The organism is Streptomyces sp. YIM 121038, from assembly GCF_006088715.1.
In the GTDB taxonomy this organism is placed as follows: Bacteria; Actinomycetota; Actinomycetes; order Streptomycetales; family Streptomycetaceae; genus Streptomyces.
In genome coordinates, this window is record NZ_CP030771.1 from 289459 (window position 1) to 310382 (window position 20924).

General features: G+C 72.5%; 21 protein-coding genes. 8 read left to right on the plus strand and 13 right to left on the minus strand.

Going from position 1 to position 20924, the window contains the following annotated elements:
- Nucleotides 1-40: 40 nt before the first annotated feature.
- Complete coding sequence (locus tag C9F11_RS01185) at nt 41-949, minus strand: LysR family transcriptional regulator (RefSeq protein WP_138957463.1); 909 nt, start codon at nt 947-949, stop codon at nt 41-43.
- A 70-nt stretch (nt 950-1019) separates the two neighbouring features.
- Between C9F11_RS01185 and C9F11_RS01190 the strand changes: the two genes are divergently transcribed.
- Both C9F11_RS01190 and C9F11_RS01195 read left to right on the plus strand, forming a co-directional pair.
- Nucleotides 1020-1958 carry an NAD-dependent epimerase/dehydratase family protein gene (locus C9F11_RS01190; protein WP_138957464.1) on the plus strand — a complete coding sequence of 313 codons (939 nt, stop codon included), beginning with the start codon at nt 1020-1022 and terminating at the stop codon, nt 1956-1958.
- A gap of 14 nt (nt 1959-1972) precedes the next feature.
- Nucleotides 1973-2857, plus strand: coding sequence for an aldo/keto reductase (locus tag C9F11_RS01195; protein WP_138957465.1), 885 nt, complete (start codon nt 1973-1975; stop codon nt 2855-2857).
- Between the two features lie 61 nt (nt 2858-2918).
- Here the strand turns inward: C9F11_RS01195 and C9F11_RS01200 are convergent, their stop codons facing one another.
- From C9F11_RS01200 to C9F11_RS47190, 12 genes are all read right to left on the minus strand, one after another.
- Nucleotides 2919-4184: a cytochrome P450 gene (locus C9F11_RS01200; protein ID WP_138957466.1), complete on the minus strand. Its 1266-nt coding sequence runs from the start codon at nt 4182-4184 to the stop codon at nt 2919-2921.
- The gene (locus C9F11_RS01205; protein ID WP_138957467.1) at nt 4181-4801 is read right to left on the minus strand and encodes an ATP/GTP-binding protein; all 621 of its coding nucleotides are present in this window, start codon (nt 4799-4801) and stop codon (nt 4181-4183) included. Before C9F11_RS01205 ends, C9F11_RS01200 begins: the two co-directional genes overlap by 4 nt.
- The gene (locus tag C9F11_RS01210) at nt 4782-5138 is read right to left on the minus strand and encodes a DUF742 domain-containing protein (protein ID WP_138957468.1); all 357 of its coding nucleotides are present in this window, start codon (nt 5136-5138) and stop codon (nt 4782-4784) included. Before C9F11_RS01210 ends, C9F11_RS01205 begins: the two co-directional genes overlap by 20 nt.
- Complete coding sequence (locus tag C9F11_RS01215) at nt 5135-5554, minus strand: roadblock/LC7 domain-containing protein (RefSeq protein WP_138957469.1); 420 nt, start codon at nt 5552-5554, stop codon at nt 5135-5137. The genes C9F11_RS01210 and C9F11_RS01215 overlap by 4 nt, the downstream gene beginning before the upstream one ends.
- Before the next feature lie 124 nt (nt 5555-5678).
- A complete protein-coding gene (locus C9F11_RS01220) occupies nt 5679-7553 on the minus strand; it encodes an ATP-binding protein (protein WP_138957470.1) in 1875 nt (624 codons plus the stop codon).
- Between the two features lie 461 nt (nt 7554-8014).
- On the minus strand, nt 8015-9859 hold the full coding sequence (asnB, locus tag C9F11_RS01225; protein WP_138957471.1) for an asparagine synthase (glutamine-hydrolyzing): 1845 nt from the start codon (nt 9857-9859) through the stop codon (nt 8015-8017).
- Nucleotides 9860-9926: 67 nt separating this feature from the next.
- Nucleotides 9927-10349, minus strand: coding sequence for an aspartate 1-decarboxylase (gene panD / locus C9F11_RS01230; RefSeq protein WP_138965868.1), 423 nt, complete (start codon nt 10347-10349; stop codon nt 9927-9929).
- A gap of 80 nt (nt 10350-10429) precedes the next feature.
- On the minus strand, nt 10430-11848 hold the full coding sequence (locus C9F11_RS01235; RefSeq protein WP_138957472.1) for an aldehyde dehydrogenase family protein: 1419 nt from the start codon (nt 11846-11848) through the stop codon (nt 10430-10432).
- A gap of 10 nt (nt 11849-11858) precedes the next feature.
- Nucleotides 11859-12824: an alpha/beta hydrolase gene (locus tag C9F11_RS01240; RefSeq protein ID WP_138957473.1), complete on the minus strand. Its 966-nt coding sequence runs from the start codon at nt 12822-12824 to the stop codon at nt 11859-11861.
- Nucleotides 12825-12864: 40 nt separating this feature from the next.
- Nucleotides 12865-14367: an NAD(P)/FAD-dependent oxidoreductase gene (locus C9F11_RS01245; protein ID WP_212767782.1), complete on the minus strand. Its 1503-nt coding sequence runs from the start codon at nt 14365-14367 to the stop codon at nt 12865-12867.
- Entirely contained in the window at nt 14364-15764 is a 1401-nt protein-coding gene (locus C9F11_RS01250; RefSeq protein WP_138957474.1) for an FAD-binding oxidoreductase, read from the minus strand. The genes C9F11_RS01245 and C9F11_RS01250 overlap by 4 nt, the downstream gene beginning before the upstream one ends.
- Entirely contained in the window at nt 15761-16300 is a 540-nt protein-coding gene (locus tag C9F11_RS47190) for an acyl-CoA thioesterase (protein WP_171075594.1), read from the minus strand. Before C9F11_RS47190 ends, C9F11_RS01250 begins: the two co-directional genes overlap by 4 nt.
- A gap of 406 nt (nt 16301-16706) precedes the next feature.
- On the opposite strand from C9F11_RS47190, the gene C9F11_RS01260 reads away from it, so the two are divergent.
- The 6 genes from C9F11_RS01260 to C9F11_RS01285 all read left to right on the plus strand — a co-directional run bounded on the left by C9F11_RS01260 (nt 16707) and on the right by C9F11_RS01285 (nt 20891).
- Nucleotides 16707-17102, plus strand: a complete 396-nt coding sequence (locus C9F11_RS01260; RefSeq protein ID WP_171075595.1) for a 4'-phosphopantetheinyl transferase superfamily protein — start codon at nt 16707-16709, stop codon at nt 17100-17102.
- Entirely contained in the window at nt 17099-18076 is a 978-nt protein-coding gene (locus C9F11_RS01265) for an ACP S-malonyltransferase (RefSeq protein ID WP_138957477.1), read from the plus strand. The genes C9F11_RS01260 and C9F11_RS01265 overlap by 4 nt, the downstream gene beginning before the upstream one ends.
- 1 nt (nt 18077) lies before the next feature.
- Nucleotides 18078-18824, plus strand: a complete 747-nt coding sequence (fabG, locus tag C9F11_RS01270; protein WP_138957478.1) for a 3-oxoacyl-ACP reductase FabG — start codon at nt 18078-18080, stop codon at nt 18822-18824.
- A gap of 98 nt (nt 18825-18922) precedes the next feature.
- Nucleotides 18923-19210, plus strand: coding sequence for a phosphopantetheine-binding protein (locus C9F11_RS01275; protein ID WP_138957479.1), 288 nt, complete (start codon nt 18923-18925; stop codon nt 19208-19210).
- Nucleotides 19207-19701, plus strand: a complete 495-nt coding sequence (gene fabZ, locus C9F11_RS01280; protein WP_138957480.1) for a 3-hydroxyacyl-ACP dehydratase FabZ — start codon at nt 19207-19209, stop codon at nt 19699-19701. The genes C9F11_RS01275 and fabZ overlap by 4 nt, the downstream gene beginning before the upstream one ends.
- Nucleotides 19702-19868: 167 nt before the next feature.
- Nucleotides 19869-20891 carry a glycine cleavage T C-terminal barrel domain-containing protein gene (locus tag C9F11_RS01285; RefSeq protein ID WP_138957481.1) on the plus strand — a complete coding sequence of 341 codons (1023 nt, stop codon included), beginning with the start codon at nt 19869-19871 and terminating at the stop codon, nt 20889-20891.
- Nucleotides 20892-20924: the final 33 nt, after the last annotated feature.

Sequence of the window (20924 nt, forward strand, 5' to 3'; positions counted from 1 at the left end):
GAACGCCACCCCGTCGGCGTTCGGCGGGCCCCGTGGCGGATCAATGCCCGTTGTGCTGCGTCGCCTGCTCGCGAAGGGCGTGAATGAGCGTCGTGACGTGGGGCCGGTCACGGCCGTTGATCGCGGCGACGCCGATGTGCCGGATCGGGACCGGCGACTTGAGCGAGACGGTGCTCAGCCCTGGGATCTCGGGGGTGAGCGCGATCGAGGGAATCAGGGAGATTCCCATGCCCGCGGCGACGAGGGAGCGGGCGAAGAAGTAGTCGGTGGTGGTCCCGCGGATGTCCGGATCGAAGCCGGCCTGCTCCGCGTAGCGGCGCAGGTAGGCCTCGGTCTTCAGACAGCCGAGCACCCAGGGTTCCGCGGCCAGTTCGGCGAGGTCGAGCGAATCGTGGCCGACGAGTCGGTGCCCCTGGGGCAGGACGACGTGCAGGGGGTCTTCCAGCAGGGGCGTCCACTCCAGGCTGGTGCCGGGGCGCGGGCCGACGGGGAGCGGGCCGTCGAAGTGGTAGGCGAGGGCGAGGTCCACGGCGCCCTGCCGGACCAGGGGAAGGGTGTCTTCGGGTTCGCCCTCCCTGACGTGGAGGACGGTGCGGGGATGGGCTGCCATGAGCCGGGCGAGCGCGGAGGGCAGCAGGAGCCTGCCACCGCTGGTGAAGGTGGCGACGGTGAGCTGGGTGCGGCCGGTGCTGAGCTCGGCGACCTGCTGTCGTGCGTGTTCGAGCTCGGCGGCGACGGATTCGGCCGCGCCGACCATGATGTGGCCTGCCGGCGTGAGGGTGACGCCTCGGGTGCTGCGCGCGACGACCTGGGCACCGAGACCGCGTTCCAGTGCGGCCACCTGCTGGGAGACGGCCGAGGGGGTGAGGCGGAGCACCGCGGCCGCCTGGTTGAAGCTGCCGTGCTCCGCCACCGCCCGCAGGACGCGGAGCCGCTGCACATCGATCAACAGTTTTCCTTAATGCGTACCAAGCAAGTCGGGACTTCTCCTGATGACGATAGGTCCCCAGGATGGGGGCATGCAAAGGATCTGCGTCATCGGCGGAAGCCGGTACTTCGGAAAGCTCCTGGTGGAGCGCCTGCAGGCCGCGGGCCACCAGGTCACCGTGGTGAACCGCGGCTCCGCCCCGCCGCCCGTCGGCGTCGAGCACCTCGTCGTCGACCGCGACGACGAGGCCGCCCTGACCGCCGCACTCGACGGCCGCACCTTCGACGTCGTGGTGGACCAGGTTTGCTACACCCCGGTACAGGCCGCCGTCGCCGCTCGCGCCCTTGCCGGCCGCACCAGGCGCTACGTCATGACCTCCACGATCGAGGTCTACGACCCCGACACCGCCGCCCTGCCGCCCGCGCCCTCGGGGACGCCCGTGCCCGAGGAGAGCGTGTACCCGACCACGTGGCAGGTGGCCATGGACCTGCCCTGGCACGACGACGCCTACCTGGAGGCGCACTACGCCGAGGGCAAGCGGCAGGCCGAGGCCGTCTTCGCCCGCGCCGGCAGCTTCGCCTTCGCCACTGTGCGCAGCGCCCATGTGCTCGGCGGCGGCGCACGGGAGTTCACCGGTCGGCTGGCGCACTATGCCGGGCGCATCGCCCGGGGCGAAGAGATCACTGTGCACGCGCAGGCGCTGCCCACGGTCTTCATCCACTACGAGGAGCTGGCGGACGTGCTGTTGTGGGCGGCCGCGGCCGACTTCACCGGCCCGGTCAACGCCTGCTCCGACGGCCCGCTCGACGTGCGCGATCTCGCCGAGATCGTCGCCACGCAGGCCGGCCGGGAGGCCGGCTACCGGACCGTCCCGGCGGGCGAGAAGGCTTCGCCGTTCTCCTTCGACCGCTACTACGCCATGAGCAACGCCCGCGCGAAGGCGCTGGGCTTCGCCTTCTCCCGCACTACCGACTGGCTGCCCGGCGCCGCCGCCGAAGCCCTCGCCGCATCCGCAGCTCCCCCCGCGTAAGGAACAAGGCCACCATGCAGTACCGCCCCCTCGCCCACACCGCCGTCAGCGCCATCGGCCTGGGCGCCATGCCGCTGTCCATCGAGCACCGCCCGGACGAGACGCGGGCGATCGCCACCGTCCACGCCGCCCTCGACGCCGGTGTCACCTTGGTCGACACCGCCGATAGCTACCACTGGCACGCCGACGAGGCGGGCCACAACGAACTGCTGATCGCCCGCGCCCTGGCCCGCTACGGCGGCGACACCTCCCATGTCCTGGTGGCCACCAAGGGCGGGCGCGGCCGCCCCGGCGACGGCAGCTGGACCGTCACCGCCGCCCCCGCCCACCTCAAGCGAGCCGCTGAAGCCTCCGCCAAGCGTCTGGGCGTCGACGCGATCGGCCTGTACCAGCTGCACAAGCCGGACCCGACCGTGCCCTGGGCGGAGTCCGTCGGGGCGCTGCGCGAGCTCCTCGACGCCGGCACGATCCGCGCCGCAGGCATCTCCAACGTCACCACCGTCCAGATCCGGCAGGCACATCAGATCCTCGGCGACGGGCTCGTCTCCGTGCAGAACCAGTACTCGCCCGCCGTCCGCGACAGCGAGCCCGAGCTGCGGCTCAGTGAACAGCTGGGGCTGGCCTTCCTGCCCTGGAGCCCCCTCGGCGGCATCTCCCGCAGCTCCCTCGACGGCCCCTCAGGCCACACCTCCGTCGGCACAGCCTTCCACCGCGTCGCCGCCGACCGCGGCGTCAGCCCCCAACAGATCGCCCTCGCCTGGCTGCTCGCCCGCTCCCCGGCGATGATCCCGGTGCCCGGAGCCAGCCGCCCGGCCACCATCACCGACTCCGCCGGGGCCGTGGAACTCACGCTGGACACGCAGGAACTGGCGGAACTCGAGGACGTTCTGCCGAGCTGAGCCGGGTTGACGGGCACGAGCGCCGCGTCGGTGTTCCGCCCCGGTGGGCGGAACGCCGACGCTACTGGGCCACCGGTGTGAACTGGACGGGCAGGGCCGTCAGTCCGCGCATCCACACCGAAGGGCGCCAGGTCAGGGCCGCCGGGTCGACGCCGAGGACCAGGTCGGGCAGCCGCTCCAGGAGGGTTTCGACGGCCGTACGGGCGATGACGTCGGCGAGCAGCGGAGCCGGGTAGGGGCAGCGGTGTTCGCCGTTGCTGAAGGACAGGTGCGCGGAGTTCTCCGAGCCGACGTGGGCGCCGGGCCACAGCTGCGGGTCGGAGTTGGCCGCGGCGAGGCCGAGGACCAGGCAGTCGCCCGCGCGGATCTGACGGCCGCCCAGCTGGGTGTCGCGCACCGCCCAGCGCCCGATGAAGTTCTGCGTGGGGGTGTCGAGCCAGAGCACCTCGTTCAGGGCCTGGCCGACGCTGAGGCGGCCGCCGGAGACGTTCAGGGCGAACCGCTCGTCGGTCAGGAGCAGCCGCAGGGTGTTGCAGATCCAGTTGGCGGTGGGCTGCTGGGCCGCGGCGATCACCGAGATGAGGTCCTGGACGACCTCCTCGTCGGTGAGCCCGGCCGGATGCTCCAGCATCCGCGAGGTGACGTCGGCCGCGGGCCGCTCGCGCCGCTCCTTGACCAGCCGGTGCACGCGCTCGCCCACCCGCCCGTACGCGGCGACCGGGTCGTCGCCCTCGGCGGTGTCGAGGGACATGCGCAGGTCCTCGACGAGGCCCTCGGTGTCGGCGGTGCCCGGCGGCATGCCGACCATGTGCACGGCGGCGCGCATGGCGAGCGGGTGGGTGTAGGCGCTCATCAGCTCGGCGGCGCCGCGCCCGGAGAAGGAGGCGATCAGCTGGTCGGCGATGTGGACGCACTCCCGGCCGAGTTCGAACTGGTCGACGCCCTCCAGCGCCTCGGTGATGACACCGGCGCGCTGCCGGTGCTCGGCGCCCTCGGTGAACAGGACGGACGGCTGGTAGCCGACGAAGGGCAGCAGCGGCCAGTCGGCGGGGATCCGGTCCCACTGGTTCCAGCGCCGCGAGTCGCGGGCGAACAGCTCGTCGTGCGCGGTGACGTAGCTGACCTCGGAGTAGCCGAGGACCAGCCAGGCGGGCACGTCACCGTCGAGGAGGACGGGGGCCACGGAGCCGTACCGGCCGCGCAGGTCGCGGTAGAGCTCGAAGGGCGTCTGCTGGTACTCCAGGCCGCTGAGGGGCACCGCGTCACTGTGTGCGGGGCAGCCGGGCGGCGGGGTGCCGGGCGCCGCCGGTCCGGTGGCTTCGGTCATGCTGTCAGTTCCCGTTCCCGTGCCAGGTGGTGGAGGTGGTCGACGAGGGTGATGAGCACGTTCTTGCCGGACGAGCGGACCCGGGCGTCACAGTCGACCAGGGGGACGTGCGCGGGCAGTGCGAGGGCGGTGCGGATCTCGTCCAGGGAGTGGTAGGCGTGCTCGCCGTCGAAGCGGTTGACGGCGACGACGAAGGGCGTGCCGTGGTGTTCGAGCCGGTCGATGGCGTACCAGGAGTCGTCCATCCTGCGGGTGTCGACGAGCACCACCGCTCCGAGCGTGCCGGAGAAGAGGCGGTCCCACAGGAACCAGAAGCGCTTCTGGCCGGGCGCGCCGAACAGATAGAGCACCAGGCGCTCGTTGAGGCTGATGCGGCCGAAGTCGAAGGCCACGGTGGTGGTGGTCTTGGCCGACTCGGTCGGTACCGGGTCGACGTCCTCGCCCGCCCGCGTCATCACCTCTTCGGTGTTGAGGGGGCGGATCTCGCTGACCGAGCGGACCAGGGTCGTCTTGCCGACCCCGAAGCCGCCCACCACGACGATCTTCAGACCGGACTCGGCCGTGTCGCGCAGCGGTGTCCGGGCCTCGGGCGGCAGCTCAGAGGTTGCGGAGCCCATGGAGCACCTCCGTGAGAAGAGCGGAATCGGGCAGCGCGGCGGACGCCGCCACGCGCGGGTGTCGGGCCGTGATGCGGCCGGTGTCCTGGAGGTCCTCCAGGAGGATGCGGACGACCGTGACGGGCAGCGACAGCTCGGCGGCGATCTCGACGACGGCCGTCGGGTGGCGGCACAGGTCCAGGATGCGGGCATGCTCCGACTGCTGGCCGGGCGACGGCTCGCACTCGGCCACGATCAGCGTCACCAGGTCGAACGCGCCGCCGTCGGACCGGCTGCGCCCACCGGTGATGGTGTACAGCCGGTCCGGTTCGCCCACGTCGACGGGCCGCCGGGTCATGACGCGGGGTTCGTGAGGCCCTGGCCGCGGGGCTCGGCGCTCAGGTGGTCCCCGATCTGCGCCACGAGCTGGGACATCTGGTTGCCCACCACGCCGGGGTCGGCGTCCTCGTCGGCTATCACGGCGAGGTGCGCGCCCTGGCCCGCCTCCACGACGAACAGCAGGCCGCCGTGGAACTCCGTCATGGAGTGCCGTACGCCGCCCGTGCCGTCCCCGAACTCCATCGACGCGCCCTGGGCGAGCGCCTGCATGCCGGAGCAGATCGCGGAGAGCTGGTCCGCCTGGTCCAGCGTCAGGCCGGGGCTCCAGCACAGCTTCAGGCCGTCCCGGGAGAGGACGAGGGCGTGCCGGGTGCCGGGGGTGCCGTCGAGCAGGCTCTCCAGGAGCCAGTTCAGACTGTTGTCGGTGGTCGTCATCGTGTGTCGGGGCCGTCACCGGGGGGTGCGAACGCCCGTGCCTCCCTTTCGGTGTGCGGGGCGGGGGTCGAGAAGCGGTCCTTGGGGTCCCACGGGGCGGGCCGGTCCGCGAGGGGGCGGGCGGCTACTCGGCCCGCGGCGGCTGTGGGTTCTCAGCCGTGTCGTCGGCGGCGGCCCGGCGGGCGCGGTGGAACGCGCCGAACCGGTCCCCGATGCTCTGCCCGGAGCGGTGCCGTTCGTCCGGCGAGGCGCTGCTCGCGCCGGTCCGCTCGGCGTCGGGGCCGGTCTGCTGGGCGTCCTGCCGCTCGCTGGAGTGCCGGTTGTCGGGGTGCCGTTCCGCGGTGCGCCGTTCGGTCGCGGCGTGCGCGGCGGCCATCGTGCGGCCGGGCCGCCGCACGGGCAAGCCGCCGGGGGTGGCCTGCGGGGCGCCGGGGGCCTCGGGACCGTCCGCGGGGCCCTGCTCCGGAAGCACCGGCGACACCGGGCCCGCCGAAGCGGGCGCCGACGGCAGGGACGCGGAAGGGCCCGCCTCGGTGGCCTCCGGCCCGACGGCCTGTCCGGGTGCCGGGAGGGCCGGGGCCTCGGTGACGGAGGCCTCGATCGAAGGGGCCTCCGCCGAAGGGGCCGCCACCGTGCGGGCGCTGTCCGGCTGGGGCTGCTGCGCCAGGAGCTGCGGGGGGAGCAGGATGACGACGCCGGTGCCGCCGCGCGAGGAGGGGCGGAAGTTCACGCTGACGCCGTACTTGACGGCCAGTCGGCCGACGACGGCGAGGCCGAGCCGGGTGCCCTGGAGCAGCGCGAGGTCGGCGGCCTGCCCGGACACGGACTCCTTGGCGCGGCGCAGCGCCGCCTCGGACATGCGCAGGCCGCTGTCCTCGATGGTGACGACGACGCCGGTGCGCGACTCCTCGACGTAGACGTGGACCTCGTCGGTGGGCGGCGAGAAGTTCGCGGCGTTGTCCATCAGTTCGGCCAGCAGGTGCATGACGCCTTCGGCGGCGAAGCCGACCACGGCGGCCTTGGTGGAGCTGTGCAGCCGTACGCGCTGATAGGCGGCGATGCGTCCGACGGCGCCGCGCAGGATGCTCTCCATGACGATGGGCTTGTTCCAGGCGCGGCTGGAGCGGCCGCCCATCAGGAGCGCGAGCCGGTCGGTCATCAGGCCGAGCTGGGACGTGCTGTGGTCGAGCCTGAGCAGGTCGCCGAAGACGTCCTCGCCGTGGCGGTCCTGCATCTCGCGCAGGTCGGCGAGCATGCTGACGGACTTCGCCTGCACCCGGCTCAGCGCCTTCGCGCTCGCGGTCTGGGCGGCGGCCGCGCGCCGCTCGCTCAGGGCGAGTTCCCGCACGGCGGCCTCGGTGAGGTCGCGCAGCGTGGGGTCGGCGGGCCAGGTCACGTTCGCGAGGACGCGGTCCGCCGAGGCGCCGCCGCGCAGCGCGCCGACGACCGCGGGCAGGGTCTCGGTGGCGAGCAGCCGTACGTCGTCGGTCACCCGGGTCAGGTCACCGGCCGTGTGGTGCTGGGCGGCGGCCGCGCCCGCGGCGCGGCCCTCGGCGTCGGCGAGGAGGGTGACGCAGACGTTCAGGAGCTCGCGGTACGCCGGTTCGGCCGGGGGCCGGGTCTGGTGCAGGGCGTCCTGCGGGCCCGCGCCGTCGCGCAGGGACCGGGCCACGGTCGGCAGGGTCACCTGCGCCATGTGGATCACTTCGGCGCCCCGGGCGCCCAACTGCGTCTGCGCGCCGGTCAGCTGGCTCTCCAGCTGCGCGGCGTGCGCCCGCAGCCGGGCCGCGCCCGCGCGCCCCGTCCAGACGACGACGGCCAGGAGCAGCCAGCCGACCACGGCCACGGCGGCCACCCAGCCGCGGGCGGCCGACGGCGCGAGCCCCGCCGCCACGGCTCCCGCCACGGCGGCCGCCCCGAGCAGGAGCAGCGGTAGCGAGGACGCCGTTCGCGGAGTGCCGGCTATGCCGGACGGACGCCCATCAGCGGACAAAGTCATTCCGTGACCCCTCGGTCTCGGCACGGGGATGCAGGCTGTCGGCCCGCCCTCACATCGGTGCCGTCGCGAAGGAGGCCCGCTTCGGGCCGCGGCCCTCCGACGGCTGCGCATGGTCATGCTAATCGCAAGATCGTGTGGCTGTGGCAAGCACCCTGAACTGGAGCCTCCGCCTAGCGGCGTTCGTCGCGAAAGGAGCCCGCGGCGCCGGGCATGTGTTATAGGGCCCGCCGCCGGTTTTCGGCGCGCGGGCCGCACCCGCCCTGTCGAGCCGAACGTTTCTGCACTCCGTCAGATGCCCTTCCCCCGCGCCCCGTAGAAGAACACCCCCACTCAAGTCCGGACAGCGGGCGACTATTTTCAGCCGCACGGGGCGCGTGCGGCGATCTCGGCCCCGGCACCGCACGCGCCCACCCGCTGTCTCGTACCGTCAGATGCCACGCCCCGTCAGACGCCCCGCCCCGTCAGAGCAGCAGCCGCGGGCTGTAGAGGTCGATCCAGGTGTGGAGGTCGAGGAACTTCTCCAGTGCGGCCCGGAGCGCCTGGGGGCGCGGATGGTCGGTGGGGCCGACGTGCGCGGCGCGGGTGGCCGCCGCCCGGTCGAACAGGGCGAAGACCTGGTGGTCCGGGTCAGCCAGGACGTCGCGCACCTGCCTCTGGAGCGCGGGGACGTAGTGCCGGTCCTGCGTCATCGGGTAGGGGCTCTTCCGCCGCATGAGCACACCGTCGGGTACGACGTGGCGTGCCGCGGCCCGCAGCACGCTCTTCTCCCTGTTCTGCGCGGTGTGCAGGGACCAGGGGACGTTGAAGGCGTACTCCGCGATGCGGTGGTCGCAGAACGGCACCCGCACTTCCAGTCCCACGGCCATGCTGAGCCGGTCCTTGCGCTCCAGCATGCCGGTGAGGCTGCGGGTGAGGTGCAGATGGAGCAGTTCGCGTGACCGACGTTGCGCGGGGCTCTCGCCGTCGAGCGCCGGGGTCGCGGCGAGGGCTTCGCGGTAGCGGTACGCCGCGTACCCGGGCAGGTCGAGGACCGGCGCCAGGTCCTCGGGCAGGAAGGCGCGCTCCTGCCGTGTCCGGCCGAGCGCGGCCGTCAGCCAGGGAAAGCCCGCGGTCTCCCGCAGGGCGGGGTCGTGGAACCACCAGTAGCCGCCGAACATCTCGTCGGCGCCCTCTCCGGACAGCGCGACTGTGGACTGCTCGCGTATCGCGGTGAAGAGCTGGAGCAGGGAGTGGTCCATGTCTCCGCAGCCGATGGGGAGGTCCCGGGCGCGGACGGCAGTGCGGCGTACGTCGGGCCTCGCGAGGTCGCCTGCGTCCAGCACGATGTCGGTGTGATCGGTGTCGAGGTGCTTGACGACCTCGTGGACGTGGGGCGCGTCGGGGCTGACGTTGTGGTGGTCGGGCGTGAAGTGGTCGGTGTGTCCCTGGAAGTCCACGGAGAAGGTGCGCAGCCGCTCTCCGTACCCGCTCAGGGTGTCGGCCGCGAACCCGGCGATCGCGCTCGAATCGAGCCCCCCGGACAGGAGCAGGCAGCGCGGCACGTCCGCGACGAGCTGCTCGCGCACCGAGCCGCTGAGGAGTTCCTCGACGTGTGCGGTGGTCGCGTCCGGGTCCTCGGTGTGGGGCCTGGCGGTCAGGCTCCAGTACGTGCGCTCGCGTGCGCCGCGGCGGTCGAGCGTCAGGAGGGAGGCGGGGCGCAGTTCCCGCATCCCGCGCCAGATCGCCGCGCCCGGCGTCTTCACGCCGAGGAAGATCTCGCGCAGCCCGTCGTGGTCGACGGCGGCCTCGACCGACGGATGCGCGAGGAGGGCCTTGGGCTCGGAGCCGAACAGGAGGCCGTGCGGCGTGCGGTAGTAGTAGAGGGGCTTGATGCCCAGGCGGTCACGGACCAACAGGAGGCGGTCGGTGCGGCCGTCCCAGATCCCGAAGGCGTACATGCCCCTCAGGTGCTCGACGAGGCGGTCCCCCCACTCCAGGTAGGCCCGCAGGACCACTTCGGTGTCGCCGACGGTACGGAAGTGGTGACCGCGGCCGCGCAGCTCCTGTCGTAGGGCGACGAAGTTGTAGACCTCTCCGCTGTAGGTCATGACCACGGGTCCGTCCGGCGTCGCCGCGGTCATCGGCTGTGCGCCTCCGTCGAGGTCGATGACCGCCAGGCGCTGGTGCCCCAGCGCGGCGTGCCGGCCGGTCCAGGTCCCCGAGGCGTCGGGGCCCCTGGTGCGCAGCGACCGGGTCATGTCGAGGACGGTCTCTTCCTGATGGGTGAGGTCGGCGTCGAACGCGACCCATCCCGCGATGCCGCACATCAGGTCTCCCCGTTTCGTCGTTCGGCCGTGGCTCCGGGACTCGTGCTGGACGGTGGAGGCGCGGCCATCAGTCGACGAAGACGTGGTCGCCCCGCATGGTGTCGCTGCCGGGAGGCGGCTCGGCCGGGTCGGACCCCAGTGCGCGGATCTTGTTGTCGTGGTCGACGTGGACGACCTTGGGCGCGAAGCGGGCCGCGTCCTCGTCGGGGACGTGGGCGTAGGCGATGATGATGACGAGGTCACCGGGGCTGATCAGCCGGGCCGCCGCGCCGTTGATGCCGACGACGCCGGTGCCGCGCGGGCCTTCGATGAGGTAGGTGGACAGACGGCTGCCGTTGTTGATGTCGACGATGTCGACCTTCTCCCCGGGCAGGAGGTCGGCCGCGTCCATCAGATCGCGGTCCAGGGTCAGCGATCCGACGTAGTGCAGATCTGCCTGAGTGACGGTGGCCCGATGGACCTTGGACTTGAACAGGGTGCGGTAGTACATGGTGTCTGCCTTTCTCATGCGGTGTTCCGGTCTCATGCGGTGTTCCGGCGCGGGGAGGTCGCCCGCGGGTGTGCGGTGGATCAGCTCTGTACGGCCTTGGTCTCCAGGAACTCCTCAAGGCCCGCGGTGCCGCCCTCGCGGCCGTTTCCCGACTGCTTGTAGCCGCCGAAGGGGGCGTTGGGGTCGAAGGGCGCTCCGTTGACCTGCACCTGTCCGGCGCGCAGTGCGCGGGCCACGGCGAAGGCGCGGTCCTCGTCGGCCGACCACACGGCTGCGGCCAGGCCGTACACCGTGTCGTCGGCGATCCGCAGGGCCTCTTCCTCGGTGTCGTACGCCTCGATGGCGAGGACGGGACCGAATACCTCGTCGTGGTGCAGGGCCATGTCCGGGGAGACGCGCGACAGCACGGTGGGGCGCACGAAGAATCCCCGGGGCAGGTCGGCGGGCGGGTCCTCTCCCCCGGTGACGAGGACGGCTCCGGCGGCCCGGGCGGCGGTGATGTGGCGCCGTACCCGCTGGAGTTGTACGGCGGACACCAGTGGCCCCAGCCGCGTCCGCTCGTCCTTGGGGTCTCCCGGTGCCCAGCCGGAGGCCGTGTGGCGGGCCAGTTCCTCCACCTCGGCGAGGGCGGGGCGGGGCACGATCAGCCGAGTGAGGGCGGAGCAGGTCTGGCCGTTGTTGAGGAACGCCGACGCCATGACCGCGGGGACGACACGGGCCGGGTGGGCGTCGGCGAGCATGACCGCGGGGCTCTTGCCGCCGAGTTCGAGCGTGACCTTCTTCAGGGTCTGCGCGGCCAGGACGCTGACCCTGCGGCCGGTGCGCGTGGACCCGGTGAGGGAGACCACGTCGACTCCGGGGTGGGCCGCCAGGGCCTCGCCCGCCCGCGGTCCGCTGCCGCCGACGAGGTTGAACACCCCGGGAGGCAGCCCGGCGGAGGCGATGACGTCGGTCAGCTCCCAGACGCCCAGGGGGGCGACCTCGCTGGGCTTGAGGACCACGGTGTTGCCCGCGGCCAGCGCGTAGGCGACCTTCGCCGCCGCCTGGTGGACCGGGTAGTTCCACGGGGTGACGGCCGCGACCACCCCGTAGGGCTCGCGGAGGAGCCGTGAGGGTCCCTGTTGCCGCTCGAAGGGGTACGCCAGGGCCGTACGGGCGGCGTGGTGGAAGCTGTTGACGGGCAACGTGACCTGTACGGCCCGGGAGAAGGACAGCGGGGTGCCGACGTCCCGGGTGATCAGCTGGGCCAGGGCCTCCGTGCGGCGGCCGAGCTCCGCGGCGATGGCGCGCAGATGCCCGGCCCGCTCCTCCACGGCCGTGGCCGCCCACCCGTCGGCGGCGGCGCGTGCCGCGCGCACGGCGGCGTCGACGTCCCGCTCGGTGGCGTCGGGCACGGAGGCCAGCGGCTCCTCCGTCGTGGGGTCGACGACGGTGAGCGAGCCGGTGTGGTGGGACGGTACCCAGGCCCCGTCGATGTACAGACGGTCGTAGGCGGGCATGTGGATCTCCTCAGCCGGCACGGCCCGGGGCCACGCCCTCGGTGGGGAAGCGGTCGTGCAGCCACGCGGTGATGTCGGCCCGCGCCCGGGCCGCGGCGGACGACTCGCACATCAGGAAGAAGACGTGCAGGGCGCCGTCGTAGCGCCGGACGGTGCCGGGGACGCCGCTGGTGCGCAGGAAGTGGCCGTAGGCCGTCGCCTCGTCCCGCAGCGGGTCGTACTCCGCGACCAGGATGAGGGCGGGAGGAAGCCCCGTGCGCTCCTCGGCGAGCAGCGGCGCCGCGTACGGATGCGCCGCGTCCTGCGGGGAGGCGAGGTAGAGGTCCCAGAAGTGGGCCATGGCGGCACGGGTGTTGAGGTACCCCGTGGCGTACCGCCGGTAGGAGACGAAGGGAGAGTCCGCCTCCGGAGCGAGGCTCGGGCAGATCAGCAGCTGCGCGGCGATCGCGGGTCCGCCGCGGTCCCTGGACATCAGGCAGGCCGCCGCTGCCAGGTTGCCTCCCGCGCTCTCCCCCGCGACCACGAGGCGCCCGGGATCGGCACCGAGGTCCTCCGCCCGCTCCGCGAGGGCGGTGATCGCGGCGTACGCGTCCTCGGCGGGGCCGGGGAACTGGGTCTCCGGGGCACGCCGGTACTCCACGCTGGCCACGACCGCGCCGCACGCGTTGGCCAGCCTCCGCAGTGGCTTGTCCACCAGCTCCACGTCTCCGGCGATCCAGCCGCCGCCGTGGAAGAACACCATCAGCGGACGGGGACCGGGGCGCGCGGAAGGGTGGTAGACGCGCACCGGGAGCAATCCCGCCGGGCCCGGCACACGGGTTTCGGTGATCGCCGCGACCGGCTCGGCCTCGCCCTGGACCTGGCGCAGGCCGCCCAGCAACTCGCGGACCGCGGGCACGCCGACCGATTCCAGAGGGGGCATGCGCAGCCGGGAGAGGTGCTCCAGTAACGCCGCGGCTTGCGGGTGCAAGGGCATGGGGACTCCTACGGTGACGTCAGAGGGTGCGCGGACGGCTTCAGGTCCGCGGCGCGTGGGCGTGGTGGTCCGCGGGATCGGCGGGCCGGTAGTGGGCCAGGTTCACCCGGCGGGTGCGGCGGCGGTACTCGGCCGTCTGGCCGGGCCAGTTGGTGGTGACGGAGGCGTTCTTGCCCCGGTACCAGTTGCGGCAGGTCGACCAGACGGTGGACCGCAGGCGGTGGCGCATCTCCGCCGTGAAGACGTCCTCGGCATCGGCGCGCACGTCGAGCAGTTCACGGGTGCCCCGGCCGATGACGCGCAGCGCGTCGAGGACGTAGCGGATCTGGCTCTCGACCATGTAGACGACGCTCCCGGCGCCGACGTTGGTGTGCGGTCCGTACAGGACGAACATGTTGGGGAAGCCGGGCACGGTCATCCCCAAGTACGCCCTGGCCCCGTCGCGCCAGTGGTCGGCGAGTGCGCGCCCCTCGCGGCCGGTGATGTGCAGCGACGCCAGGAAGTCCGTGGCCGAGAAGCCGGTGGCCTGGATGATGACGTCGACCGGATGCTCCCGGCCGTTCTCGGTGCGGATCGCGTCCTCGGTGAGGTCCGCGACGGGGTCGGTGACGAGCTCGACGTGGGGTTCGTTGAAGACGGGGTAGTAGTCGCTGGAGATCCCGATCCGCTTGCAGCCCACCTCGTCGCGCGGGGTGAGGCGCTCGCGGACCGCGGGGTCGTGGACCTGTCTGCGCAGTTGGGCCGCGCAGCCGAAGGCGGTGAATCCCCGGGTCCGCCACCGCCGGGTCAGGCCGGGCACGGTCAGCTCGTTGAACAGCCACCACCCGAGCCGTGCCGCCTTCGCCCCGAGTCGGCCGCGGGCGCCCGGCCCGGGGCGGTAGGCGCGCTGCCAGCGGGGCACCACGTAGGGGGCGGAGCGCTGGAACACCGTCAGGTGCGCTGCCTGCCGCGCCACCTGGGGCACGATCTGCAGGGCGCTCGCGCCGGTCCCGATCACCGCGACTCTGCGGTGGGCCAGGTCGAGGCCGTGGTCCCAGCGTGCCGAGTGGACGATCCGCCCCGTGAAGCGCTCGCTGCCGGGCAGTCGGGGCGCGGCGGGGCGGCTCAACTGGCCGCAGGCAGGCACCAGGACGTCCGCCTCGTGGATCTCACCGGTCCGGGTGCGCAGCCGCCAGCGCCGGGTGCGCTCGTCGAAGTGGGCCGAGCGGACCTCGGTCCCCAGGCGCAGATGGCCGCGCAGCTGGTGGGCGTCCGCGCAGCCGCGCAGATAGTCCAGGATCTCCCGCTGTCCGGCGTAGCGTTGTGACCAGGCGTGCGGCGCGAACGAGTAGGAGTACAGCGGGGCGGGGATGTCGCAGGCGGCGCCGGGGTAGGTGTTGTCGCGCCACACCCCGCCGATGTCGTCGGCCCGCTCCAGGATCGTGAAGTCGTGGTGGCCTGCCCGCTTGAGGGCCATGCCCAGGCCGAGGCCGCTGATGCCCGCTCCGACGATGACCACCTGGACCGGACGGCCGTGGTGCCGAGCGCGGCGGGAGCGGTTCACGGCGCGGCCCGTCGTGGGGCGGGCGCGATGTTGTGGTTGAACCGCAGCACGTTGTCCGGGTCGTACGCCGCCTTGACCCGGGCGAGGCGCGCGAGGCGGGGCTCGTCCCAGAAGGCACGGACGCGGTCCGTCTCGTCGTCCTCCGACGTGGTGTTGAGGTAGGTGTTGCCGTGGCCGAAGGCCTTGAGCTGGGAGCTCGCCTTCTTGACCCACGCGCGGCAGCGGTCCGACTCGGCGGGGTCCTGCCACTGACAGATCACATGGATCAGCCAGCTGTCCTCGCGGTGCGCGAACGCGGTGGCGTCCGCGGGGACGTCCGTGGCGGCCGTGTCGAAGGGGTGGACGTTGATCGTGGTGAGTGACGACGGCAGATCGCTGCCGATGGCCGCGACGGCCGCGATCTGCTCCGCCCCGAAGCCGGGCAGGAACTCACTGGTCCAGTAGTGCAGATTGCCTGCCGGGGTGAAGGTGTCCAGCATCGACTGCACGGCCACCAACGGCATCGGGCCGAGGCTGTCGTACAGCGGGCTGCCGAAGTCCCGCAGGGGCTGCACGGTCCGCCAGGCGTCCGCCATCGGGCCGAAGTAGCGCACGAACAGGGCGACCATCGGCATGCCCTGGAACTCCTCGGGCACGAAGTCCGCCTCGGGGGCGTGGATGAACAGCGCGTCCGCGCTCAGGTACGCGGGGCTGCTCGCGCTGAAGTCCCGCAGGAACGTGAGGACTTCCTCGGCCCGTTCGACGGGGTGGGCGAGGAAACCGGCCAGCATCATCGGCCCGACCGGGTGTGCCCGGAACTCGAAGGAGGTGACCACGCCGAAGTTTCCGCCGCCGCCGCGCAACGCCCAGAAGAGCTCCTCGTGGCTGTCGGCGCTGGCGGTCAGCAGCTCGCCGTCGACGGTGACCACATCGGCGGACAGGAGGTTGTCGCAGGTCAGGCCGTACTTGTGGAGCATCATGCCCACGCCGCCGTTGAGGGTGAGCCCGGCGATGCCGGTCTCCGACATCTGCCCCGTCGGGATCGCCAGGCCGTGCAGCTGCGTCTCGCGGTCCACGTCACCCAGCAGCGCTCCGCCCTGTACGCGCGCGGTGCGGCGCTCGGGGTCGACGTGCACCCCGCGCATGAGGGACAGGTCGATGACGAGCCCGTCGTCGCACATCGCGTGCCCCGCGACGCTGTGTCCGCCGCCCCGCACGGCGATCAGCAGCCCCTCTTCCCGGGCGAAGCGCACCGCTGTGACGACGTCCGCGGTCCCCAGGCACCGGGCGATGACCGCGGGACGCTTGTCGATCATGGCGTTGTAGACCCGGCGTGCCGAGTCGTACCCGGCGTCCCGCGGTCCCACCACCTCGCCCAGCAGCTTGCCGCGCAGGCGGTCGAGCGCACCGTCCTTCATGACGTCTCTCCAGACTTTCGAGGCGAACCCGCGGGCAGGTGCTCTGCGGATACGGAGCACGATTCCGATCCCTCGGCCGGGGCCGGGTCGTTCTTTCGCTTTCGGTAGCTCTCCAGGAATTCCACGAAGGCGTGATGCATGTCGTCGGGAATTTTGGTCAGGACCCCGCGCTCAGCGTCGACGAACGCGTGGACGGTGCGCGCCTCGGCGAGGAGCTGCCCGCCATTCTTCCGGTAGATCTCGTAGTAATAGGTGAGGGTGCCGGGCGCGGCCGCCCACGTCCTGATCACCAACTCGTCGAGGTACTTGGCGGGCTGGTGGTAACGGACGTACAGATCGGTGGTCGCGATCTGGTACTTGCGGTAGTCGGCGCCCACGTCCAGGGCGAACTTCTCGCGCCCGAGGTCGAACCAGGGAATGTAACTGGCGTAGTAGGCGTGCCCCTGAAGGTCGCATTCCCCCCAGCGGACGCGCGCCGCGGCCGCCACGCTGACGTCACGCATGATGTGGGTGGCCGACTGCACGAGACGTGGCATGGTCTCCTCGCTCCTCTCCTGAGGCACTTCCGCGCCTCGGGGCCGTGACGCAGCCGTGAGCGCTGCGCCGTCCGCCGCCAGCCAAACGCAGGAAGACGCAGCGGGCCCCGAACCTTTCCCCTTCGTTTCTTGAATTGCGCGAATCTTTCGGCGGCCGTGCACGGCACTCCGGAGCCTGACGGAGATATTGCGGCTTCGTTGACAGGCGATCGGCGCCGACCTTAGCTTCGGGGCGTCTGGAGAAGCCGCCCCCGAAGAATCCGGAGTCCTTGAAGAATCCGGAGTCCTTTCCGTGCGGGGTCCTCTTCCTTCTCCGAAATCGCCTCCCTTCCGAACGGGCGGAGACCAAGCCATGAACATTCCTCACGCAGCCGGGCGGATCCCGGCGGCCCTTCATTCAGCGGGTGTGGATCTGGTGGACCTGCGCCGCTGGGAGCTCGCCCTCGCACGGTGCGGCGAGGGGCTCGCGCGGCGGTACTTCGCACCCCAGGAACGGTGCGCCGCGCGGGAACTCGCCACCGCGGAGCGGGGTTTCGTGGAAATCCTCGGCCACCTCTTCGGTGTGAAGGAGAGCGTCGTCAAGGCGGTGGGCGGCCTGCCGCCCACCGCGCGCCTCGCGGACGTCCACGTCGAGATCCCCGCCGACGGCGACGACAAGGAGCCCTGGACCGTGCGGCTGAGCGGCCCCCTGGGCGAGTGGGCCCGGGCCGAGCGGCTCGACGTGGTCGGGGCGTCGGCTCCCCTGGAGTCCGGCATGGCTCTCGCCTGGGCGGCGACTCAGGATGCGGGGCCCCGCGCATGAGCCCCACCGTGGCCTTCGTCTTTCCCGGGCAGGGAAGCCAGTTCCCCGGCATGGGCTACGAGATGGAGCGGTGGGGCCGCCGGGCCGACGCCCTGGGCAGCCGGGCGGAGGACGTCACCGGGCTGCCGGTGCGTGCCCTGATGAAGCGCGCCGACACCTCGGCGCTCGCCGACCCCGAAGTGGCTCAAGTACTGGTCCTCACCTGGTCCCTCGCCGCCCTTGAGCAGCTGCGCGGGCACGGCTGGCGGCCCGCCGTGGTCGCCGGCCACAGCCTGGGCGAGTACACGGCGCTGGTGGCGTGCGGCTGCATCGACCAGGAGACCGCGCTGTCCCTGGTCGCCCGCCGCGGCAGGGCGATGGCGGCCGCGGCCGCCGCCCGCAGGGGCGCCATGGCCGCGATCGTCGGCCTCGCACCGCAGCGGGTGCAAGGGCTGTGCCACGCCGCCTCGGCCGACGGCGAGGTCGCGGTCGTGGCCAACTGGAACTCGCCGCGCCAGGTGGTGGTGGCCGGGAGCCGGACCGCGGTCGAGGGCGTCGTCGCCGCCGCGCGGGCCGCCGGTGCCCTGCGGGCCCGGCTGCTGCCCGTCGGCGGCGCGTACCACTCGCCGCTGATGGACAGCGCCCATCAGCGGCTCACCGAGCACCTCGCCGACGTCGCGCTCGCCCCGCCCGCCATCCCGTTCGTCTCCAGCACCACCGGTCTGCGCGTCACCGACGTCGAGGCCTACCGCCAGGACCTCCTGGCACAGATCATCTCCCCGGTGCGCTGGCAGGACGTCATGCGCACCCTGGCCGACTGCGGCGTGGACACCTACGTCGAAGCGGGACCGGGACGCGTCCTGCACGGCCTCGCCCGCGAGATGGCCCGCACGGCAGAGCACCTGACGACCGGGGACGCGCTGCGTCGAACGCCCGCGCCGACCGAGCCGGTGGACGCCCGCGGCGCCGTACCCCCCTCCAGCAAGGAACAGTGACGTGAGCGATCTCCAAGGGCGCGTCGCCCTGGTCACCGGAGCCACCCGCGGCATCGGACTCGCCGTGGCCGTCGAGCTGGCCCGCGAGGGCGCCACGGTGCTCATGAACCACCGCGGGAAGCCCGAGCGGGCCCAAGAGGCCCTGGCCCGGGTCCGGGCGATTCAGCCCCGGGCCCGGCTCCTCCAGGCCGACATCGCCGACAGCGCCGCCATCGAGGACATGTTCCGTTCCATCAGGCACGATCACGGCCGTCTCGACGCCTTCGTCAACAACGCGGGCATCACCCAGGACGGCTACGCGCTCATGATGGGCGAGGCCAAGTGGCGCAAGGTCATCGACACCAACCTCACGGGCGCGTTCCTGTGTACGCGCGCCGCCGCCCGCCTCATGGCGCGGCGCCGCACCGGTGCCATCGTCACCGTGAGCTCGACGAGCGCCGTACGCCCTCCGGTGGGGCAGGCCAACTACGCGGCGGCCAAGGCAGGCACCGTCGCCCTGACGCAGGCCCTCGCCAAGGAACTCGGCCCCTACGGCGTCCGCGTGAACTGCGTGGTGCCCGGCTTCATCGACACGTCGATGACGCGGCAGATCCCTTCGGACCGGCTCGCGGAGAACCTGCGGCACGTGCCGCTCGGCCGCATCGGCCGACCCCAAGAGGTCGCGTCCGCCGTGCGGTTCCTGCTCAGTGACGCGGCCGCGTACGTCACCGGGTCCTCCGTCGTCGTCGACGGCGGCCTCATCTGCTAGCGCCGCGGGACGGCTCACGCCCCGCCGTGCGTCCCTCGCGAGGGCTCACGCCCCGCGACCGACCCCGCCCCTCACCCACCACCCCAAGGGAGAACACCATGGTGATGACACTCGACGAGGCGACCCGCCGGGCAGCCGCCCGGCAGGACCTGTGCGCACAGGTCAAGACGCTGCTGGTCGAACGGCTCGCCCTGAACGTCGATCCGCGCTCCATCGGCGACGACCAGCCGCTGTTCGGCCGCGGCCTGGAACTCGACTCCATCGACACCCTCGAACTGGCCATGGCCGTGGAGGACACCTTCGGCGTGACCGTCACCGACGACGACACCCACAGCCTGCTGTCGCTCAACCGGCTGGTCGACCACATCGAAGGCGCCCGCGCATGACCGGGCCGCTCCCCCTGCCGCCCCGCGACGCGGTGCTCGGCGCCGACGACATCGCCCGGCTGCTGCCCCACCGCTATCCCTTCTTCCTCCTCGACCGCGTCACGGCGCTCGAACCCGGCACGAGCGCGGAGGCCGTCAAGAACGTCACCGCCTCCGACGCCGTCCTGGCCGGTCACTTCCCCGGCCGCATGCTCTACCCGGGCGTCCTCCTGGTCGAGTGCGTGGCACAACTCGCCGCGGTCATCTACGGCAGCGCCGCCGCCCGGTCGGCGACGGGAGACCTCGTGGGGGACGTGGCCGACCGGGTGGGCTACCTCGCCGAGATCCGTCAGGCCAAGTTCCTCAAACCCGTGCTTCCCGGCGACCAGGTGACCGTACGCGCGCACAGCGGTCCTCGCCTGGGCGGGCTGATCTCGGTCACGGGCCAGGCGGCGGTGGGCCGGGAGCTGGTGATGACCGCGCGTCTGGCCGTCACCGAACTCGCCCCGTGACAACACCGTGGCGCCCTCCTGCCACGCCGCGCCTCTCCCTCCTTCCGTACCGAGTACCGAGTTACGTACCGAGTACCGAGTTACGTACCGACTCCCGTACCGGCTTCCGTACGACTTCCCTCCTTCCGTACCGACCGCATCTGTCGAGCCCTCTTGGAGACGCCACCATGACAACCCACCACCACACCAGCACCGATGAGGAGTACGCGGCCCTGCGCGAGGGGGTCGGTCTCGTCGACTACGAAGGCGCCGGCCTGCTGACCGTCACCGGGCCCGGGGCGACGGCCTACCTGGGGCGGGTCGGGACGCGCGGCGTCGACTTCCTCCTCGAGGGCCAGAGCACCTCGTCGCTGTTGCTGCGCGAGGACGGCACCATCGTCGCCGAGGCGCTCATCCACTGCCGGGGAGCCGACTACCTCGTGGAGATCTGGCCGGACCAGGCCCGCGCCGCCACCGCCCATCTGCTGGCGGCCGCCGCAGAGCGCCCCGGTGTCACCGTCGAGGACATCAGCACGCGGTGCGCGGTCCTCGGCATCGAAGGCCCCTCCTCGTTCAAGATCGCGCAGGCGTACCTCGACTTCCCCATCGCCTCGCTGTCGTACCGCAGTTGCGTCGGCGTCGAGTGGGCGGGGAACGCGGTGACGCTCTCGCGGACCGGGGTCACCGGCGAGTACGGCTACAAGTTCTTCGTCCCCTCCCCGCGGGCGGCGACGCTGCGCGCGGAGCTCGGCGCGAAGGGCGCGGTGGAGTGCGGCAGGCAGGCGCTCGACATCTGCCGCATGGAGGTCCGCTTCGCCAGCCACGAGCACGAGCACACCGGCGGCCCGGTGACCCCCTTCGACGTGGGCCTGCAGTGGATGCTCGACCCCGAACAGGACCACGTGGGACGCGAGGCCCTCGACGAGCGGCGCCCGCACGAGCACCGCTCCCCCGTGTGCTGGACCGCGGCATCCGACCTGGACGCGGCGCCCGGCCGAGGCACCCCCGTCGCGGTCGAGGACGCCGAGGTGGGCACGGTGACGCACTGCGTGTGGTCCCCGCGGCTCGGCCGCTTCATCGGCACCGCCGCCGTCGACCCCGGGGTGGCCGCCTCGGGCCAGGAGTTCCGCCTCGCGGGGACCGGCGCCGTGGTGCGCACCGTGTCCGCGCCCTTCCTGACGGCCACCAGCCTCGGCGTCGCGCTCGACTGAGCCCCTCACACACGCGGCTCACCCCGGCCACGG

What these genes read in the sequence shown, in the direction of transcription:
- C9F11_RS01195 (WP_138957465.1), top strand. Translation starts at nt 1,973, where the DNA reads ATGCAGTACCGCCCCCTCGCCCACACCGCCGTCAGCGCCATCGGCCTG.
- C9F11_RS01265 (WP_138957477.1), top strand. Translation starts at nt 17,099, where the DNA reads ATGAGCCCCACCGTGGCCTTCGTCTTTCCCGGGCAGGGAAGCCAGTTC.
- asnB (WP_138957471.1), bottom strand. Translation starts at nt 9,859, where the DNA reads ATGTGCGGCATCGCGGGATGGGTCGCGTTCGACGCCGACCTCACCCAT.
- C9F11_RS01190 (WP_138957464.1), top strand. Translation starts at nt 1,020, where the DNA reads ATGCAAAGGATCTGCGTCATCGGCGGAAGCCGGTACTTCGGAAAGCTC.
- C9F11_RS01235 (WP_138957472.1), bottom strand. Translation starts at nt 11,848, where the DNA reads ATGCCCGCCTACGACCGTCTGTACATCGACGGGGCCTGGGTACCGTCC.
- panD (WP_138965868.1), bottom strand. Translation starts at nt 10,349, where the DNA reads ATGTACTACCGCACCCTGTTCAAGTCCAAGGTCCATCGGGCCACCGTC.
- C9F11_RS01240 (WP_138957473.1), bottom strand. Translation starts at nt 12,824, where the DNA reads ATGCCCTTGCACCCGCAAGCCGCGGCGTTACTGGAGCACCTCTCCCGG.
- C9F11_RS01220 (WP_138957470.1), bottom strand. Translation starts at nt 7,553, where the DNA reads ATGACTTTGTCCGCTGATGGGCGTCCGTCCGGCATAGCCGGCACTCCG.
- fabZ (WP_138957480.1), top strand. Translation starts at nt 19,207, where the DNA reads ATGACCGGGCCGCTCCCCCTGCCGCCCCGCGACGCGGTGCTCGGCGCC.
- C9F11_RS01275 (WP_138957479.1), top strand. Translation starts at nt 18,923, where the DNA reads ATGGTGATGACACTCGACGAGGCGACCCGCCGGGCAGCCGCCCGGCAG.
- C9F11_RS01285 (WP_138957481.1), top strand. Translation starts at nt 19,869, where the DNA reads ATGACAACCCACCACCACACCAGCACCGATGAGGAGTACGCGGCCCTG.
- C9F11_RS01200 (WP_138957466.1), bottom strand. Translation starts at nt 4,184, where the DNA reads ATGACCGAAGCCACCGGACCGGCGGCGCCCGGCACCCCGCCGCCCGGC.
- C9F11_RS01250 (WP_138957474.1), bottom strand. Translation starts at nt 15,764, where the DNA reads ATGAAGGACGGTGCGCTCGACCGCCTGCGCGGCAAGCTGCTGGGCGAG.
- C9F11_RS01215 (WP_138957469.1), bottom strand. Translation starts at nt 5,554, where the DNA reads ATGACGACCACCGACAACAGTCTGAACTGGCTCCTGGAGAGCCTGCTC.
- C9F11_RS01205 (WP_138957467.1), bottom strand. Translation starts at nt 4,801, where the DNA reads ATGGGCTCCGCAACCTCTGAGCTGCCGCCCGAGGCCCGGACACCGCTG.
- C9F11_RS01210 (WP_138957468.1), bottom strand. Translation starts at nt 5,138, where the DNA reads ATGACCCGGCGGCCCGTCGACGTGGGCGAACCGGACCGGCTGTACACC.
- C9F11_RS47190 (WP_171075594.1), bottom strand. Translation starts at nt 16,300, where the DNA reads ATGCCACGTCTCGTGCAGTCGGCCACCCACATCATGCGTGACGTCAGC.